Annotated in this window: 17 protein-coding genes; 16 read left to right on the forward strand and 1 reads right to left on the reverse strand. The window is 36.2% G+C overall.

The window, feature by feature from the left end; genetic code table 11:
* The first annotated feature begins 69 nt into the window (after positions 1 to 69).
* From ACVFVN_RS11100 to ACVFVN_RS11135, 8 genes are all read left to right on the forward strand, one after another.
* Positions 70 to 1,155: an endonuclease gene (locus ACVFVN_RS11100; protein ID WP_456235302.1), complete on the forward strand. Its 1,086-nt coding sequence runs from the start codon at positions 70 to 72 to the stop codon at positions 1,153 to 1,155.
* 245 nt (positions 1,156 to 1,400) lie between these two features.
* On the forward strand, positions 1,401 to 1,937 hold the full coding sequence (locus ACVFVN_RS11105) for a tRNA methyl transferase PRC-barrel domain-containing protein (protein ID WP_456235303.1): 537 nt from the start codon (positions 1,401 to 1,403) through the stop codon (positions 1,935 to 1,937).
* Positions 1,938 to 1,949: 12 nt separating this feature from the next.
* The gene (locus ACVFVN_RS11110) at positions 1,950 to 3,755 is read left to right on the forward strand and encodes an endonuclease (protein ID WP_456235304.1); all 1,806 of its coding nucleotides are present in this window, start codon (positions 1,950 to 1,952) and stop codon (positions 3,753 to 3,755) included.
* A gap of 61 nt (positions 3,756 to 3,816) precedes the next feature.
* On the forward strand, positions 3,817 to 4,551 hold the full coding sequence (locus ACVFVN_RS11115; protein WP_456235305.1) for a shikimate dehydrogenase family protein: 735 nt from the start codon (positions 3,817 to 3,819) through the stop codon (positions 4,549 to 4,551).
* A 116-nt stretch (positions 4,552 to 4,667) separates the two neighbouring features.
* Positions 4,668 to 6,479, forward strand: coding sequence for a DUF349 domain-containing protein (locus ACVFVN_RS11120; RefSeq protein ID WP_456235306.1), 1,812 nt, complete (start codon positions 4,668 to 4,670; stop codon positions 6,477 to 6,479).
* Positions 6,480 to 6,495: 16 nt separating this feature from the next.
* Complete coding sequence (locus ACVFVN_RS11125; RefSeq protein WP_456235307.1) at positions 6,496 to 7,122, forward strand: hypothetical protein; 627 nt, start codon at positions 6,496 to 6,498, stop codon at positions 7,120 to 7,122.
* A gap of 60 nt (positions 7,123 to 7,182) precedes the next feature.
* Positions 7,183 to 8,226, forward strand: a complete 1,044-nt coding sequence (ribD, locus tag ACVFVN_RS11130) for a bifunctional diaminohydroxyphosphoribosylaminopyrimidine deaminase/5-amino-6-(5-phosphoribosylamino)uracil reductase RibD (protein WP_456235308.1) — start codon at positions 7,183 to 7,185, stop codon at positions 8,224 to 8,226.
* Between the two features lie 2 nt (positions 8,227 to 8,228).
* Complete coding sequence (locus ACVFVN_RS11135) at positions 8,229 to 8,831, forward strand: IMPACT family protein (protein ID WP_456235309.1); 603 nt, start codon at positions 8,229 to 8,231, stop codon at positions 8,829 to 8,831.
* A 3-nt stretch (positions 8,832 to 8,834) separates the two neighbouring features.
* On the opposite strand, the gene ACVFVN_RS11140 is transcribed toward ACVFVN_RS11135, so the two are convergent.
* Positions 8,835 to 9,545 carry a zinc metallopeptidase gene (locus tag ACVFVN_RS11140; RefSeq protein WP_456235310.1) on the reverse strand — a complete coding sequence of 237 codons (711 nt, stop codon included), beginning with the start codon at positions 9,543 to 9,545 and terminating at the stop codon, positions 8,835 to 8,837.
* 109 nt (positions 9,546 to 9,654) lie between these two features.
* On the opposite strand from ACVFVN_RS11140, the gene ACVFVN_RS11145 reads away from it, so the two are divergent.
* The 8 genes from ACVFVN_RS11145 to ACVFVN_RS11180 all read left to right on the forward strand — a co-directional run bounded on the left by ACVFVN_RS11145 (position 9,655) and on the right by ACVFVN_RS11180 (position 16,678).
* Entirely contained in the window at positions 9,655 to 10,779 is a 1,125-nt protein-coding gene (locus tag ACVFVN_RS11145) for a GNAT family N-acetyltransferase (protein WP_456235311.1), read from the forward strand.
* Positions 10,780 to 11,140: 361 nt separating this feature from the next.
* Entirely contained in the window at positions 11,141 to 11,506 is a 366-nt protein-coding gene (locus tag ACVFVN_RS11150) for an NADH-quinone oxidoreductase subunit A (RefSeq protein WP_165136677.1), read from the forward strand.
* 14 nt (positions 11,507 to 11,520) lie between these two features.
* A complete protein-coding gene (locus ACVFVN_RS11155; RefSeq protein WP_165136674.1) occupies positions 11,521 to 12,081 on the forward strand; it encodes an NADH-quinone oxidoreductase subunit B in 561 nt (186 codons plus the stop codon).
* Between the two features lie 12 nt (positions 12,082 to 12,093).
* Positions 12,094 to 12,588, forward strand: coding sequence for an NADH-quinone oxidoreductase subunit C (locus ACVFVN_RS11160; RefSeq protein WP_456235312.1), 495 nt, complete (start codon positions 12,094 to 12,096; stop codon positions 12,586 to 12,588).
* A gap of 61 nt (positions 12,589 to 12,649) precedes the next feature.
* Positions 12,650 to 13,873 (forward strand): NADH dehydrogenase (quinone) subunit D, encoded by a 1,224-nt coding sequence (gene nuoD / locus ACVFVN_RS11165; protein ID WP_165136668.1) that lies wholly within the window; start codon positions 12,650 to 12,652, stop codon positions 13,871 to 13,873.
* A 91-nt stretch (positions 13,874 to 13,964) separates the two neighbouring features.
* Complete coding sequence (locus ACVFVN_RS11170; RefSeq protein WP_456235313.1) at positions 13,965 to 14,474, forward strand: NADH-quinone oxidoreductase subunit NuoE family protein; 510 nt, start codon at positions 13,965 to 13,967, stop codon at positions 14,472 to 14,474.
* A gap of 10 nt (positions 14,475 to 14,484) precedes the next feature.
* Positions 14,485 to 15,840 (forward strand): NADH-quinone oxidoreductase subunit NuoF, encoded by a 1,356-nt coding sequence (gene nuoF / locus ACVFVN_RS11175; protein WP_165136662.1) that lies wholly within the window; start codon positions 14,485 to 14,487, stop codon positions 15,838 to 15,840.
* 1 nt (position 15,841) lies between these two features.
* Complete coding sequence (locus ACVFVN_RS11180) at positions 15,842 to 16,678, forward strand: hypothetical protein (RefSeq protein WP_456235314.1); 837 nt, start codon at positions 15,842 to 15,844, stop codon at positions 16,676 to 16,678.
* Positions 16,679 to 16,718: the final 40 nt, after the last annotated feature.

Genomic DNA, 16,718 nt, shown 5'->3' on the forward strand with positions numbered 1-16,718 from the left:
AAATTTTAAGTTTATTTTAAGTTTATTCTATAAAATTAATCTGTACCTTTACCGCCCAATTTTTAAGGTATGAAAAAACTTTCTATTTTACTAGGACTAGCTGCATTTGGATTTGTATCAGCTCAAATCCCTGCAGGATACTACAACGGGACTGATGATTTATCAGGCGCCGCTTTGAAAACTAAACTTAGCCAAATCATCAGCGCTGGTTACATAACAAAGAGTTATGACAATCTATACAATGGTTATCCATCTACAGATACAGACAAATATTCTACGCCAGGTTACGAAAATGACGGAACTGTTTTAGATATTTATTCTGAAAATCCAAATGGTCCAGACCCTTACAACTACATACATGGTCAAAGAAAATGCGGAAGCTATTCTGTAGAAAACAACTGCTATAATAGAGAACACATAATACCACAAAGTATTTTCAGTGAAAATTCTCCAATGGTTTCTGACATGCACCACATCCGTCCAACAGATGGAAAAGTGAATGGCATGCGTAGCAATTTTCCTTTTGCAAAAGTAAACTCGCCCACCTTCACTTCCAAAAACGGAACCAAAGTTGGCTCTTCTAGTTCTCCAGGTTATTCAGGTTCTGCCGCAGAACCGATTAACGAGTTCAAAGGAGATGTCGCTAGAATGGTTTTGTATTTCGCAACGCGTTATGAAGACAAATTATCCGGTTTTAAAGACAATCAAATTTTAGCAAAAACAAAATTCCCTGGATTACAAACTTGGGAGCTTAACACACTGCTTCTTTGGCATCAGCAAGATCCGGTTTCACAAATAGAAATCGATCGTAATAATGCAACCTACATCTACCAAAAAAACAGAAATCCATACATCGACAATCCAGAATTCGTAACCAGAACTTGGGGACTTTCTCCACTAGCCGTAGAGGACACTGGATTCTCTAAGAACTATAAAATCTATCCAAATCCCGCAAAATCAGGCGGTTTTATCACCGTACAAGGCAACGACCTTAAACAATATGACAAAGCATGGATCTATAACATGGTAGGACAAAGAGTTCAAGAGATTGTGCAACCATTTAAAAATGGAAATACCATTCAACTTAACAATCTACCAAAAGGGATTTATATCTTAAAAACCAGAGAATTAAACACAAAATTCATTATCGAATAATTCTTTATAAAAATATTTTTTTTGAAAGCATTCAGAAAATTCTGAATGCTTTTTTTATGAAAGTTTCAAACAATTGTTTAGTAAAACTAAAGCTTTTTAGACATTTAGTAAAATATAAGTAATACATTCCTTTTAATTATCAAAAAACACTAACAGCCTGTGCTTTACATGTAAAAAATAATGTTTACATTTGATGCCCTTTTCTTTTCTAAGATAAAATATAATTAAAGAATATTAATGAAATAATGGCTAACAAAGGTCAAATTGTCGAAATACCAGCTTCTTCTCTACTCTACGCGCAGCCGACACCAGCGTTCGCTTCGAAAAAAGAGGAATTGTTATGGCTTTCAACACATCCGATGTATTCGTTATTTGACGGAATTCTCATCGGAGGGCATGACGGGATTGAGCATTTCAAAATTGGTCAAAGAAAAGGCGTTAATCAATATGGCGGATCACCTGAGCCACTTTTTGTCATCGCAATCGACAAAAAGGACAACCGAATTTTCGCAGGCGCTGGCAATCAGCATCCAGGATTATTCGCAAAAGTGATAAGCTTGCCTCATTTTTTTTTAAAATGGCAAATCGATGATCCAATTGATTTTCCCATTGATATTGAGATTGAAAAACACCCGAAGAAAGAGGTCTTACAAGCCAAGCTTTATCGTTTTGATAACAATTATTTTTTTGAATTTCTAAAACCTATTGAAAAAACATTATTTAATAACAATTTTAAAATATTAATAAATCAGCACATTGCTGCAACCACAGAACTAAAATAGAAATATAAATCTATGAAACTAAAGTTATCATTTTTAGCATCTATTATTTCATTTGTAATAAATGCCCAGTCAGCACCTGCATATTACAACCAGGTCAACTTACAGCTAACAGGAAATCAATTAAAAAACCAGTTGGCTGCAACAATTACTAACACACATACTACAACAATTTCTTATTCTCAGCTTAAAGAACTTATGAAAACCAGCGATGTAGATCCTGATGTAGCTGGTAATTTATTATTAATCTACGGTTCCCAAAGCTCGGGCACGCACCAAAGAAGTAGAAGCATTGGCGGTTCTTGGAACAGAGAGCATGTCTATGCAAAATCGAAAGGAACGCCCAACTTAGGAACATCTGGACCTGGCGCTGATGGTCACCACTTGAGACCAGCAGACATTAGCTTAAACAGTACAAGAGGGAGTCTTCTTTTCGACGATGGAATAGGCGCAATGGCTCAAAAAACAAGTCGTGGTGGATGGTATCCTGGCGACGAATGGAAAGGCGATGTTGCTAGAATTCTTATGTACATGTATGTGCGTTACAAAGACAGATGTAAACCTTTGAACATCACTTATGGACCAAGTACCATTGCTTCCGACTTCCCAGATATCTTATTAAAATGGAACGTAGAAGATCCTATTTCAAATTTTGAAATACAAAGAAACAATATCGTTGCTAACAAACAAGGTAACAGAAACCCTTTCATTGACAATCCTTATTTAGCCACTGTTATTTGGGGTGGACAAGCGGCACAAAACACTTGGCCAGACTCTTTCAATGGTGGTGGCACTACAGACACACAAGCACCATCTACACCAACCAATCTTAATTATTCTAATGTTACAGCTACCTCTGCTACATTGGCATGGACAGCTTCAACCGACAATTTTGCTGTTGCGAGCTACGATGTATACATGAATAATCAATTCAAACAAAATACAACAACCAACAGCGCGAATATTACTGGTCTCACACCAGAAACAGCATATTCATTTTATGTAAAAGCCAAAGATGCTGCTGGCAACATTTCCGGAAACAGCAATACTATTGACTTGACAACAACGAAGTCTTCTGGTAATGGTGACGGCGATGGTGGCAACACTGGAGCAACTTGTGGTACAGAAACTTTTGACAATATCCCAGTCCCTAGTCAACCACCAGCATCATCATACTCTTTGAGAGAATGGTCAACCAATGGTGTTATTTATGAAGCGACCAATGCCAGAACAGATAAGCAAATCTATATTGATGGCGACAACAACAAAGCTATCTGTATTAAAACTGGTGGTACTAACGCTGGTGCATTAAAAGCTACAGGAATTTCTGGTGGAATCGGAAGTCTTTCTTTGAGAACCAAACTACCTTTCGATACAGACAAAGCAGGGACACTCAACGTATTAGTTAATGGTCAAAATGTTGGGACAATTGCTTATTCTAAAGATGCCAAAACCTTCACCATTTCTAACATCAATATCGAAGGAAATATAGAAATCGAAATTATTGATCAAAACCTATCTGCCAACAACCGTGTATCTCTAGATAACCTGTCTTGGACTTGTTATACAAAAATGGCAACAGATGAAGTGAAAAACGAAGATAACAAAATCAAAGTTTATCCTAATCCTGTTAAAAACCATGAAATCTTTGTGGACGGAATTAAAAATGTTGACAATATAGAAATCTATAACCTTAACGGACAAAAAGTTCAAAACTTCAACCAAGTTAAAAACAAACAAAAATTGAACCTGAACAAGCTTCCAAAAGGAATCTACATTCTAAAATCTTCAACAGCTTCAACTAAATTTATTGTTGAATAATATTGAAAAGAATCATATTAAAGACCGAAGTTTTCTTCGGTCTTTTTTTTAACTTTACTCTATGGAACAAGCACACATTTTTGGACTTTTAGGAAAAAATATCTCCTACTCTTTTTCAAAAAAATACTTTGAAGAAAAATTCAAAAAACTATTTTTAAAAAATCATACTTACCGTTTTTTTGATTTCCAAAACCTCGACAATTTAGAAAGCTTTTTAAAACAAGAAAACCTAAAAGGCTTCAATGTTACAATTCCTTACAAAGAAGCCATCATTCCGTATTTGGACGAGCTAAGTGATGAAGCTCAAAAAATCGGTGCTGTCAATTGCGTCAAAATTATTGATGATAAAAGAATTGGATTCAATACCGATGCCTTTGGTTTTGAAAAAAGTCTTATGATTCATAAAACTCCAAACCATACCAAAGCTTTAATTTTAGGTGACGGTGGCGCAGCAAAAGCAGTTAAATATATTTTGGAAAAACATCAAATCGAATATTTGACCATTTCGAGAAAATCAAATACCACTTTTGACAACCTTGATTTCAGAACCGTTTCGGAGCATTTATTAATTATACAATGTACGCCTGTTGGCACATTTCCTAATGTTGAGGATTGTCTCAATTTTCCTTTTGATGCACTTACCAGTCAACATTACATCATCGATTTAATCTACAATCCCAGCGAAACAGCCTTCATAAAAAATGCGAGAAACAAAGGCGCTACAACCATGAATGGCTATTATATGCTAGAACAACAAGCCGAAAAAGCTTGGGATATTTGGACAAAAAACATTTAAAAACTTTACACCCAAAATCAAAATCTTAATAAAAAGGCTTTAAAATTTGGGTATTTCAATAAAAAAAATCTAATTTAGTACGATAAAAAGTTCTTATTCTAATAAAAAGTTGGGCTATGATAACAGAGACTGGAAATCCTGAAAACGAAGAAAACAAAGTAACACTTGCTGAATCTCAAAACGCTTCACCACAAGAACATGACAATAGCGAATTTGCTTATAATACTGATCTTGAAGTTTTAACGGAAGAAAACCCTGTCGAAGACAAATCTCTCGATGAGATTTTGGACGATATGGAAAAAACCATTAATCTGAAAGATGCAGGTTCGTATTCAAGAACATTCCAACAGTTGAAAGATGCCGCGTCGCACCTTATCCAAGACGAAGTTGATGAAAAAAAACATCATTATCTAGAAGAAGGCAATGATGAAAACACTTTCAGTTATCAACATCCAAAGACGTCGCGCTTAAATGCTTTAGTCAGTATTTTTAAAGAAAAAATGGATGACTTCCACAAAAAACAGGACGAAGAACACAGCAAAAATCTAGAAGAACGTCACGAGATTATCGAACGTCTCAAAAATCTATACAGCAACTCGGAGCCCGGCACCAATCTTTTCAAAGCCATTCGTGAGATCAAAGAAGCTTGGTCAAATGCTGGACAAGTACCAAAATCCGAATTTAAAAATCTTAATAACAACTACTTCCATCATCTTAAAATGTTCAATGAGATGTTGGATCTTAACAAAGAATATCTGGAGCAAGAGTATGCACACAACTTAGAAAAGAGAATGCATATCATCGACAGAGCCAAAGAATTGCTAGAAGAACCTTTGGTACAAAAAGCGCTCAACGAATTGCAATACCTGCACAAACTTTGGAAAGAAGAAGCAGAACCCGTTGCAGAAGAATTCCGTGAAAAAACTTGGGAAGATTTCAAAGAAGTTTCTCAAAAAATCCATGAAAGAAAGTCGGAGTTAATCGCTACTTTGGAAAAAGATCAAGAAGCGAATCTTGCTAAGAAAAATGAGATTATCGAAACGCTACAAAAGCTAGCTACTCCAGACAAAAACATCAACCACAATTATTGGCAAAACTCTATAAAAACAGTTGAAAATCTTAGACTTGATTTCTTAAAAATAGGTAGTGTTCCCAAGAAATTTTCAAACCAAATTTGGACAGATTTCAAACAAAACCTTCGCGCTTTTAATACTGCAAAAAATAGTTTTTATAAAGATCTAAAGGATTCTCAAATCAAAAATCTTGAGGCAAAAATCATTTTGATAAAAACCGCACAAGATAACATGAATTCTGAAGATTGGGAAACGGCGGTTCCTCTTTTCAAAAAACTACAAGAAGATTGGAAGAACGTAGGCCATGTTCCACGTTCGCAAGCCAACAAAGTTTGGGACGAATTCCGTGAGGCATGCAACACGTTTTTCAAAAACTTCCGTGACAAAAACAACGCTGCAACCGACAATTGGAAAGATAATTACAAACATAAAAAAGCTTTATTAGAAGAATTAAAAACGATTTCTAATGAAGAAGGCAGCATCGAAAAGATTGAGCAAATCAAGAATCAATGGAACGCGATTGGAAAAGTTCCGAAAGACAAACTTAGCATCAATACTGAATTTAACAAAGCCTTGCGCGAAAGACTCAAACTTAACAAAATCAACGAGTTTGATCTGCACGAAGAAAACCTTAGCGAAAGCCAAATCACAGATAAAGCTAGAAAAATCAAAAATCAAATTTCTGATCTCGAAGCTGAAGTTGTTAAATTAGAAAATAATATTTCCTTCTTTAGCAATGCTTCCCGCGAAAATCCTTTATTAAAAGATACTTATCAAAAATTGGATGACAAAAAAGCTTTGCTAGAAAGTTTAAAACTAAGTCTCCACAATATTATTGCTAACAACGAAAATTAATCTTAACCAGAAAACGATGTTGAGAAAATTATCATTAATCCTCGTATTGACATTTGCATTTATTGGACTTTCTGCACAAGAAACTCAAGCAGTGGAAGGTCGCGATATTGTTGACTATATCAGCGTTCCTGGCCCTATTAAAATTGGTGATAACGAATATTTTCTTTATTGGAGCAAAAAAAATTCGGCAACGTGGTTTCAACAAAAATATCTCCGTAGCGATGACGATTACGACAATTATCAAGAACTAATTAATCTTTCTTTTTATAACAAAGAAATCGATATTGAAGAAGCGGTTCGGAAAAAAGTTGAGAGTTTACAAAACAGAAAAACTCAGGTTAATGACAATTATTCTTTCGTAGATGTTATTGAAAGTCCAGACGGTAAAGAGATTATTGTAGATTATTTAGTAACCATTGTCCCGAAAGAAGGTGCTGGCGAAGCTTATGCGGAATATAATATCGACCGTTTTCGACCAACTAAAAATGGGGACCAAAATGGATTTTTGATTTATACATATTCAAAAAGATTTTACAGCTCAGATTTTCGTGGCACTGCAAAATACATCAATAAACAAAGAAACAAAATGCTGGATCGCGTCATCACAACGCCAATGCCAAACATTAAATTGACAGGTAAATAAAGCTTTCTCGCATAAAATCTTCAAAAACACTTAACTTTGCTTAAGTGTTTTTTATATCAAATGACAGACAAATTCTTCCTACAACGTTGCATACAACTAGCCGAAAACGCCATCGGCAAAACTTATCCTAACCCGATGGTTGGCGCAGTTATCGTCCATAACAATCGTATCATCGGTGAAGCTTATCACAAAAAAGCTGGCGAAGCCCACGCTGAAATTAATGCCATTAACACTGTAAAAGCGGAAGATTTCGTCTTATTGCAAGACTCAACGATTTATGTTTCGCTGGAACCTTGCGCGCATTTCGGGAAAACACCACCTTGCGCGCTGAAGATTAAAGAAATTGGTTTTAAAAAAGTCGTTATCGGTGTTATCGACAGCCACGATAAAGTGAGTGGAAAAGGTGTCAAAATTTTGACTGATGCCGACATTGATGTAGATTCTGACATTTTAGAAAAAGAAAGTTTGGCTCTCAACAAAAGATTTTTCACCTTTCATCAAAAGAAAAGACCTTATATTATCCTGAAATGGGCAGAATCTCAGGATGCATTTATGGATAAAAATCATAAACCTTACCCAATTAGTAACAGCCTTTGCAAACAATTTGTACATAAAATGAGAAGTGAAGAACATGCTATTTTGGTCGGAAAAAATACCGCACTTCATGATGATCCCAGCTTAACTGTACGCGAAATTGAAGGTCAAAATCCTATTAGAATTTTAATTGATCTCAATTTGGAGGTCCCTTTAGCTTTTAAAATTTACAATAACGAAGCACCGACGATAATTTTCAATGTTATTAAAGATGAAAAAATAAATCATCTTCAGTTTGTAAAAATTGAAAAAGAAAATATGATGACGGATTTGATGACAAAACTTTTCGAACTTGACATACAATCGGTTTTGGTAGAAGGTGGAAGTTATACGTTGAAACAATTTATCCAGACCAATCTTTGGGATGAAGCTTTTATCATTAAAAATCCTGAATTGAACTTAGCCAACGGAACCAAAGCACCTGAATTTAATTTTGAAATGAATAATCAAATGAATTTCCGAGGAAATCTTATTCAACATTATATTAATCCCGAAAATCAATTCCTTTAAAAATGTTCGAATACCAAAGCATCGAAAAGCCAATTGAAGATATTTCACTAAAAGAAAAAGGCAGCAAATTCATTGGTTTTGCCTATCCCGTCATCTCTGAAGAAGAAGTCAAATCTTGTCTTAATCATTTACGCGAAATTCATCCAAAAGCAACGCACCATTGTTACGCTTACCGACTAGGACTTTCTGGCGAAAACTACCGCGCCAACGATGATGGCGAACCCAGTGGAAGTGCAGGATTGCCCATCTATAACCAACTTCTTGCCCATCAACTCACCAATATTTTAGTGGTTGTCATTCGTTACTATGGCGGAACAAAACTTGGCGTTTCAGGCTTGGTCAAAACTTATAAAGAAAGCGCTAAATTAACCTTGGAATCAGCAAATATCATTACTAAAGAATTGGAAAGTGAACTGAAACTCAGTTTTAAATTCAGTCAGCAAAATGTTATTTTTTCTTTACTCAATAAAAATGGCGCACAAATTTTAGACTTCAATGCGCAACAAATTTGTCACATCACAGCGCGCGTAAAAACCGCTCAAAAAGAAAGCATCTCCAACCAATTGTCAGAGATGCTTTTAGAGTATGCTTTTATAGATTTGTAAATATTACTCGCGACGGCCTCCGAAAAGCATCGAAGCCCAATACAAAAGTTGTCCTAATGACCCTAAAGCTGCTACCACATAAGTTCTCGCAGCCCATTTTAGACTATCTTCAACCCCAATATATTCTTCTTGCGTCACCGTTCCTGTATCTTTCAACCATTTCATCGCACGATTACTCGCATCATATTCTACGGGAAGCGTTACAAAAGCGAATAAAGTAGTCACCGCGAAAAGCACAACGCCAATTGCCAAAACCCAAGTATTACCTTGAGGGTTTTCAATAGTTCTTGAAGCCACCATAACACCAATACCAGCCATAATTACGAATTGTGATAAAGTGGAGCTGATGTTAACCATAGGGACTAATTTTGATCTCAATTGCAACATCGAATAGCCCACAGCATGTTGCACTGCGTGACCTACTTCGTGAGCTGCAACAGCCGCTGCCGCTGCATTTCTTTGCATATATACACCTTCGGAAAGGTTGACTGTTTTGTTTTCTGGATTGTAATGGTCCGTCAATTGACCTGGAACCGAAATTACTTGTACATCATTAATCCCATTGTCTCTCAACATTTTTTCAGCAACTTCTTTTCCAGACATTCCGTTCCTCAAATGTACCTGAGAATAATACTGAAATTTTGATTTCAGCCTACTCGATACGAGCCAACTCGCCAGCATCGTAAGACCGATAATTAAATAATAACCTGTCATTTTATTTAGTTTTATAAATTTTATTTTAGCACTTATTTTGTTGTAAAAACTATGCCAAAGTATTGCAATGAGTAGCTTTTGCGCTTATATTTGTTTAATATTGAAAATTATGTCACAAATCATCATAAAAAAGGTAGAATCAAAGAAAGATTTGACAGATTTTGTCCAATTTCCAAACGATTTGTACCGCAACAACCCCAACTATGTGCCTGCTTTAACAGCGGACGAACTTAACATTTGGAATCCTGCCGAAAATCCTGCTTTGGAATATGCTGATGCGCAACAATTTTTAGCCTTAAAAGACAGCAAAATTGTAGGTCGAATCGCGGTGATGATTAATCATAAAGAAGAAAAAGATCTTGGTATCAAAAAGCTAAGATTTGGATGGTTGGATTTTATTGATGACGAATCGGTTTCAAAAGCCTTAATTAACAAAGCAATCGAGTATGCAAAAAGCAAAAACATTTCTAAAATAGAAGGACCAATGGGCATTACCAATCTGGACAAAGCCGGAATGTTAACGATGGGTTTTGACAGACTTGCGACAATGATTGGCATTTATAACGAAGCTTATTATCCAAAACATTTAGAAAACCTAGGTTTGATTAAAGAAAAAGAATGGGTAGAATTCGAGATTGAATTCCCTGAAACTTTACCTGATAAAGTAGTCAAATTCAACAATTTAATTAAAGAAAAATATAAATTAAGAGTTCTTAAATTTAATAACAAAAAAGAAATCCTCCCGTTGGTAGAACCCATGTTCAAACTTTTGGATGAAACTTACAAAGAGCTTTCGACTTACACCCCGATTACAGATGAACAAATCAATCATTACAAAGAAAAATATTTTGGTTTCATCGACAAAGATTACATTATCTGTATCGAGGACGAAGATCATAATTTGATATCATTTGCCATTACAATGCCTTCTTATTCTCGAGCTTTACAAAAGGCAAAAGGCAAACTTTTCCCTTTTGGTTGGTGGCATTTGCTAAATGCTGGAAAAAAGAATGATCGTGCGAATTTTTATTTAATAGGCATCCATCCAGACTATCAACGCCGCGGTGTTACGGCGATTATTTTTAAAGAAATTTATGATACTTTTAGAAAAAAAGGCGTCAAATTCTTAGAGACCAATCCAGAGTTGGAAGAAAACAAAAACATCCAACTACTTTGGCAAGATTACGAGCCAATTAATCATAAAAGAAGACGAACTTATAGCAAGGAAATATAATTTATTAAACAATTGCTTAAATTAATTTTTTATTAAAAGTCATCAAAACATGAAAAAGCAAATTATCATATACGCAATTCTTATCCTGATATTTTTAGCATTCAACTTTATAGACCCTATAAAAGATCCAAAAACTAACACATTGATTAACATCATTTTCGCAAGTATTTTGTTTCTATATATCGCATATTTTGCATTTATAATATTAAAAAGAATGAATAAGAAAAAATAGCAATTTCGTTATTTATAATTATTCTAAATTAGCTTTTTTCAACATTTCCAAAATCACTTAAAGTGGTTGATTTCTCTGTTATTCCATCTTAATTTAGTACTTTTGCAGGTGCATAAATTAGGTACAATAATGAATTTACCAGAAAATTATATTCCGATTCTTATCCAAGCGGCTGTAGGTCTAGGGTTTGTAATCGTTTCTTTACTCGGTGCACACTTTCTTGGCCCAAAAGTAAAGAGTGAAGTAAAAGGACAAAGTTTTGAATGTGGTGTGGAAGTTGTCGGCAATGCAAGAACGCCTTTCTCTGTAAAATATTTCCTTACCGCTATCCTATTTGTTCTTTTCGATATCGAAATTGTTTTCTTCTATCCTTATGCGGTCAACTTCCGCGAGTTGGGTACAGAAGGATTTTTAGCAATTGTAACATTTGTATCCATCTTTTTCCTTGGATTCTTTTATGTCCTTAAAAGAGGTGCTTTGGATTGGGATAAATAATTAAATTAAAAAAAATGTCAGATAATAATAAACCAGTTGTTAACATGAACAATCCAGCTCCTGCAGGTTATGAAGGAGAAGGATTTTTTGCGACAAAATTGAGCAGTGTTATTGGTCTTGCCAGAAGTTATTCGCTTTGGCCATTACCTTTTGCGACATCATGCTGCGGTATTGAATTTATGGCAACGCTTAACCCCACTTACGATGCAGCCCGATTCGGTATGGAAAGAAACTCTTTCTCGCCGCGACAAGCCGATATGTTGATGGTTTGTGGCACAATTTCTAAAAAACTTGCACCAGTTCTTAAACAAGTTTATTCCCAAATGGCAGAACCAAAATGGGTTGTAGCCGTTGGCGCTTGTGCTTCTAGTGGCGGTATTTTTGACACTTATTCGGTACTTCAAGGAATTGACAAAATTATACCTGTTGACGTCTATGTCCCTGGATGCCCACCTCGACCTGAGCAAATCATCGAAGGGGTTATGCAGGTGCAAGAATTAGCACGTACAGAAAGTCTTAGAAGAAGAGACTTACCAGAATATAAAGCATTGTTAGAATCTTACGGAATTAAATAAATCAGGGAAAACATGACAAACGAATTCGTATTAGAAGCTTTAACAAGAGAATTTCCTGAAACAATTCTTATAACATCCGAGCCTTATGGCATGTTGACGGTGGAAGTTAAAAAAGATGATATTAAAAAAGTGGTTCACTACTTGAGAGATTCTTCTTTAGAATTTAATTTTTTAACAGACATCTGTGGTATTCATTATCCAGAAAACCCCGAAAAAGAATTAGGCGTGGTTTATCATTTACATAATATGATGACTAACGTGCGTCTCCGTCTTAAAGCTTTTATGCCAAAAGAAAATCCGGAAATCGATTCTTTAACAGAACTATTTGCTGGTGCCAACTGGATGGAGCGCGAAACTTTTGATTTCTACGGAATCAAATTCAAAGGGCATCCAGATCTTCGCCCTATTCTTAATATGGACGATCTTGGTTATCATCCGATGTTAAAAGAATATCGTCTGGAAGATGGCACACGTACTGACAAAAACGATAGCATGTTCGGAAGATAGAACTAATGCAATAAGCAGTAAGCAGTAAGCTTAAAGCCTATAGCCTAAAGCATTAAAATTTATGAAAGACAACGAATTATCAAACATACTTAACCAATACGAATCAAAGGAACAAATTGACGGTCAACTTTACACCCTCAACCTTGGACCTACCCATCCAGCAACACACGGGATTTTCCAAAATGTGCTAACCATGGATGGCGAACGTATTTTGCACTCAGAACAAACTGTTGGTTACATCCATAGAGCTTTCGAAAAAATTTCTGAAAGAAGAAACTTTTCGCAAATCACCACTTTAACAGACCGTATGAACTATTGTTCTGCGCCTATTAACAACCTAGGTTGGCACATGACTGTTGAAAAACTGATAGGCTGTGAAGTTCCAAAACGCGTTGACTATATGCGCGTGATTTTGATGGAATTGGCAAGAATCGGCGATCATCTAATTTGTAATGGTGTTACTGGAATGGACTCTGGAGCAATCACTGGACTGACATACATGTTCGTGGAAAGAGAACGTATCTATGATATGTATGAGCAAATCTGTGGTGCCCGTATGACAACTAACATGGGAAGAATTGGAGGTTTCGAAAGAGATCTTACACCTAAATTCCATGAACTTATAAAAGATTTTCTAAAAACTTTCCCACCAAGATTCCAAGAATTTTGTAATCTTTTGGAAAGAAACAGAATCTTTATGGACAGAACGATTGGTGTGGGTGGTATCTCCGCCGAAAGAGCTTTAAGCTATGGTTTCACAGGTCCTAACCTAAGAGCTGCAGGTGTCGACTACGACGTTCGTGTGGCACAGCCTTATTCTTCTTATCAGGATTTTGATTTCACAATTCCGATTGGTACAGCAGGCGATACATACGACCGCTTCATGGTACGTCAACAAGAAGTTTGGGAATCTATTAAAATTATTAAACAAGCTTACGAAAACCTTCCAGAAGGTCCTTTCCATGCAGATGTTCCCGAGTTTTATCTTCCAGAAAAAGCTGACGTTTATACCAAAATGGAAGCTTTAATTTACCATTTCAAAATTGTAATGGGAGAAACAGACGTTCCTCGTGGCGAAGTTTATCATGCGGTAGAAGGTGGAAATGGAGAGTTAGGATTCTACTTGGTAAGTGACGGTGGTAGAAGTCCATACAGATTACACTTCCGAAGACCTTGCTTTATTTATTACCAAGCCTATCCAGAGATGATTACAGGATCGGTAATTTCTGATGCGATTGTAACCATGTGTAGCATGAATGTAATTGCGGGAGAGCTTGATGCTTAGGAATTTTGAATTATAAATTATAAATAAAATAGATTTTTAGTGTTTTGATTTTCATCTAAAATCTAAAATCTAAAATCTAAAATCTATAAATATGAGCGAAACAATTGCTTTTAAACCTGAAACTTTAGAACAGGTAAATAAAATCATCGCAAGATATCCAGAAGGTCGTCAAAAGTCTGCCTTAATTCCCGTTTTGCATATTGCACAAAAGGAATTCGGTGGTTGGCTAGATGTTCCTGTTATGGATTATGTAGCGCAGGTGCTTAATATCACCCCTATTGAGGTTTACGAAGTGGCTACTTTCTACACCATGTTTAATATGAAACCTGTTGGCAAATATGTTTTGGAAGTTTGTAGAACGGGACCTTGCATGGTAAAAGGCAGCGAAAAAATCCTAGACCACATCCGTACCAGACTTAACATTAAAGATGGAGAAACAACAGCTGATGGTCTTTTCACATTGAAGCCAGTAGAATGTCTTGGTGCTTGTGGCTATGCTCCAATGTTGCAATTGGGTAAGTTTTATCATGAAAATTTAACGATAGAAAAAGTAGATGAAATCCTTGAGCTTTGCAGACAAGGACAAATCGCTTTAGATTAATATATTAACGATGGGCAGAAAACTTTTATTAAAAGACGCACATGTAGAGGGCATACGCTTTTTCGATGTTTACCGCAAACAAGGTGGATATACAGCGGCTGAAAAAGCCCTGAAAATGACGCCTGAAGAAGTTCTGGAAGAAGTAAAAATCTCTGGTCTAAGAGGTCGTGGAGGCGCTGGTTTCCCAACGGGTATGAAGTGGAGTTTCCTTGCAAAACCGGAAGGCGTGCCAAGACATTTGGTAGTTAACGCCGACGAGTCAGAGCCGGGAACTTTTAAAGACCGATATTTAATGGAATTCATTCCTCATCTTTTGATTGAGGGCATGCTGATTTCGTCATTTACTTTAGGAGCCAATGTGTCGTACATCTACATTCGTGGAGAATATTCTTGGATTCCAGATATTTTAGAAGAAGCGATTGAGGAGGCCAAAAAAGCAGGATTTCTAGGTAAAAACATTTTAGGTACAGGCTACGATTTAGAAATTTATGTTCAGCGTGGTGCAGGTGCTTATATTTGTGGAGAAGAAACGGCTTTACTAGAATCTCTAGAAGGTAAAAGAGGAAACCCGCGACTAAAACCACCTTTCCCAGCTGTAAAAGGACTTTGGGAAAGACCAACCGTTGTTAACAATGTTGAAACCATTGCAGCAGTTGTTCCTATTATCGATATAACTGGTGCAGAATATGCCAAAATTGGTGTAGGACGCTCTACAGGTACCAAATTGATTTCCGCTTGTGGAAATATCAACAAACCCGGCGTTTACGAAATTGACATGACCATTTCTGTTGAAGAATTCATTTACTCTGATGAATATTGTGGCGGAATTCCGAACGGAAAAAAATTAAAAGCTTGTATTCCTGGAGGATCTTCAGTTCCAATTTTACCGGCTAATTTATTATTAAAAACGATAAACGGCGAACCTCGATTAATGAACTACGAATCTCTTGCAGATGGTGGTTTCGCAACAGGAACCATGATGGGATCGGGAGGTTTCGAAGTATTGGATGAAGACCAATGTGTTGTAGAACATACCATGACTTTAGCAAGATTTTACAATCATGAAAGTTGTGGACAATGTACGCCTTGCCGCGAAGGTACGGGGTGGTTGTACAAAATATTGAAAAAAATTGACAACGGACAGGCTACTTTAGCCGACATCGATTTGTTATGGGATATCCAAAGAAAAATCGAAGGTAATACCATTTGTCCATTGGGAGATGCAGCGGCTTGGCCTGTTGCAGCAGCTATTCGCCACTTCAGAGATGAGTTCGAATGGCATGTGAACAATCCCGAATTATGTTTAACTCAAAATTATGGCTTAGCAAATTATGCTGACCCTATTCCTGTTGTAGCAGGAAACTAAAATGAAGAAGATTTTATTAGCTGGTGTATTGGCCTTGTCTAGCACTTTGGGATTAGCACAAGCACAAACATCACAAGAGGACAGCTCTTTAACTAAAAAAGGAAAAATATTTGTGTTCTGGGGTTGGAATACCGCTGCCTACAGCGACTCTAACATCCATTTCAAAGGCGATGGTTATGACTTCACGTTGAAAAGAGTATCTGCACATGATAGACCTACAAAGTTTACTTTCAAGGATTATTTTGCACCAGATAACTTAACCATTCCACAGACCAATGCAAGAATTGGGTATTTTATCAAAGATAATGTTGCTATTGTTTTGGGCTTGGATCACATGAAGTATGTGATGGATCAAAATCAAAGTGTTGGTTTCAAAGGTCATATTTCTGATCCAACCTACGCCAATATGATTATGCCAGGCTCAGCAGTTAACTTAAGCAATGGCGAATTTTTGACATTCGAACATACAGATGGGCTCAACTACATCAACATTGGTGCAGAAAAATATCAAAATATTCTTAACAAAAAAGGATTAGATGTCGAGTTCGCTTATGGGGCTGGCGTAGGAGCTTTACTTCCAAAATCGAATGTTAAATTATTTGGAAACGAAAGAAGTGATCGTTTTCATTTGGCAGGATTTGGTGCTGATGCAAGAGCCAGTTTTAACATAATTTTTGCAAACCACATCATGTTAAGATTAGAAGGTAAAGTTGGTTATATCAACATGCCAGATATTAAAACAACGCTTAATAAATCGGACAAAGCCTCTCAGGATTTTATGTTCGCGCAAGCCAATCTGGGAATCGGATATATTTTTGGATTCAATAAGAAAAAATAAGAGGGTAAAACCTACAATTATAAGCTTATAATTAAATAAA

It is taken from the genome of Soonwooa purpurea (assembly GCF_053891095.1).

Excerpts from the sequence above, each read along its gene's own strand:
- ACVFVN_RS11100 (WP_456235302.1), top strand. The coding sequence starts at position 70 with ATGAAAAAACTTTCTATTTTACTAGGACTAGCTGCATTTGGATTTGTA.
- ACVFVN_RS11105 (WP_456235303.1), top strand. The coding sequence starts at position 1,401 with ATGGCTAACAAAGGTCAAATTGTCGAAATACCAGCTTCTTCTCTACTC.
- ACVFVN_RS11110 (WP_456235304.1), top strand. The coding sequence starts at position 1,950 with ATGAAACTAAAGTTATCATTTTTAGCATCTATTATTTCATTTGTAATA.
- ACVFVN_RS11115 (WP_456235305.1), top strand. The coding sequence starts at position 3,817 with ATGGAACAAGCACACATTTTTGGACTTTTAGGAAAAAATATCTCCTAC.
- ACVFVN_RS11120 (WP_456235306.1), top strand. The coding sequence starts at position 4,668 with ATGATAACAGAGACTGGAAATCCTGAAAACGAAGAAAACAAAGTAACA.
- ACVFVN_RS11125 (WP_456235307.1), top strand. The coding sequence starts at position 6,496 with ATGTTGAGAAAATTATCATTAATCCTCGTATTGACATTTGCATTTATT.
- ribD (WP_456235308.1), top strand. The coding sequence starts at position 7,183 with ATGACAGACAAATTCTTCCTACAACGTTGCATACAACTAGCCGAAAAC.
- ACVFVN_RS11135 (WP_456235309.1), top strand. The coding sequence starts at position 8,229 with ATGTTCGAATACCAAAGCATCGAAAAGCCAATTGAAGATATTTCACTA.
- ACVFVN_RS11140 (WP_456235310.1), bottom strand. The coding sequence starts at position 9,545 with ATGACAGGTTATTATTTAATTATCGGTCTTACGATGCTGGCGAGTTGG.
- ACVFVN_RS11145 (WP_456235311.1), top strand. The coding sequence starts at position 9,655 with ATGTCACAAATCATCATAAAAAAGGTAGAATCAAAGAAAGATTTGACA.
- ACVFVN_RS11150 (WP_165136677.1), top strand. The coding sequence starts at position 11,141 with ATGAATTTACCAGAAAATTATATTCCGATTCTTATCCAAGCGGCTGTA.
- ACVFVN_RS11155 (WP_165136674.1), top strand. The coding sequence starts at position 11,521 with ATGTCAGATAATAATAAACCAGTTGTTAACATGAACAATCCAGCTCCT.
- ACVFVN_RS11160 (WP_456235312.1), top strand. The coding sequence starts at position 12,094 with ATGACAAACGAATTCGTATTAGAAGCTTTAACAAGAGAATTTCCTGAA.
- nuoD (WP_165136668.1), top strand. The coding sequence starts at position 12,650 with ATGAAAGACAACGAATTATCAAACATACTTAACCAATACGAATCAAAG.
- ACVFVN_RS11170 (WP_456235313.1), top strand. The coding sequence starts at position 13,965 with ATGAGCGAAACAATTGCTTTTAAACCTGAAACTTTAGAACAGGTAAAT.
- nuoF (WP_165136662.1), top strand. The coding sequence starts at position 14,485 with ATGGGCAGAAAACTTTTATTAAAAGACGCACATGTAGAGGGCATACGC.
- ACVFVN_RS11180 (WP_456235314.1), top strand. The coding sequence starts at position 15,842 with ATGAAGAAGATTTTATTAGCTGGTGTATTGGCCTTGTCTAGCACTTTG.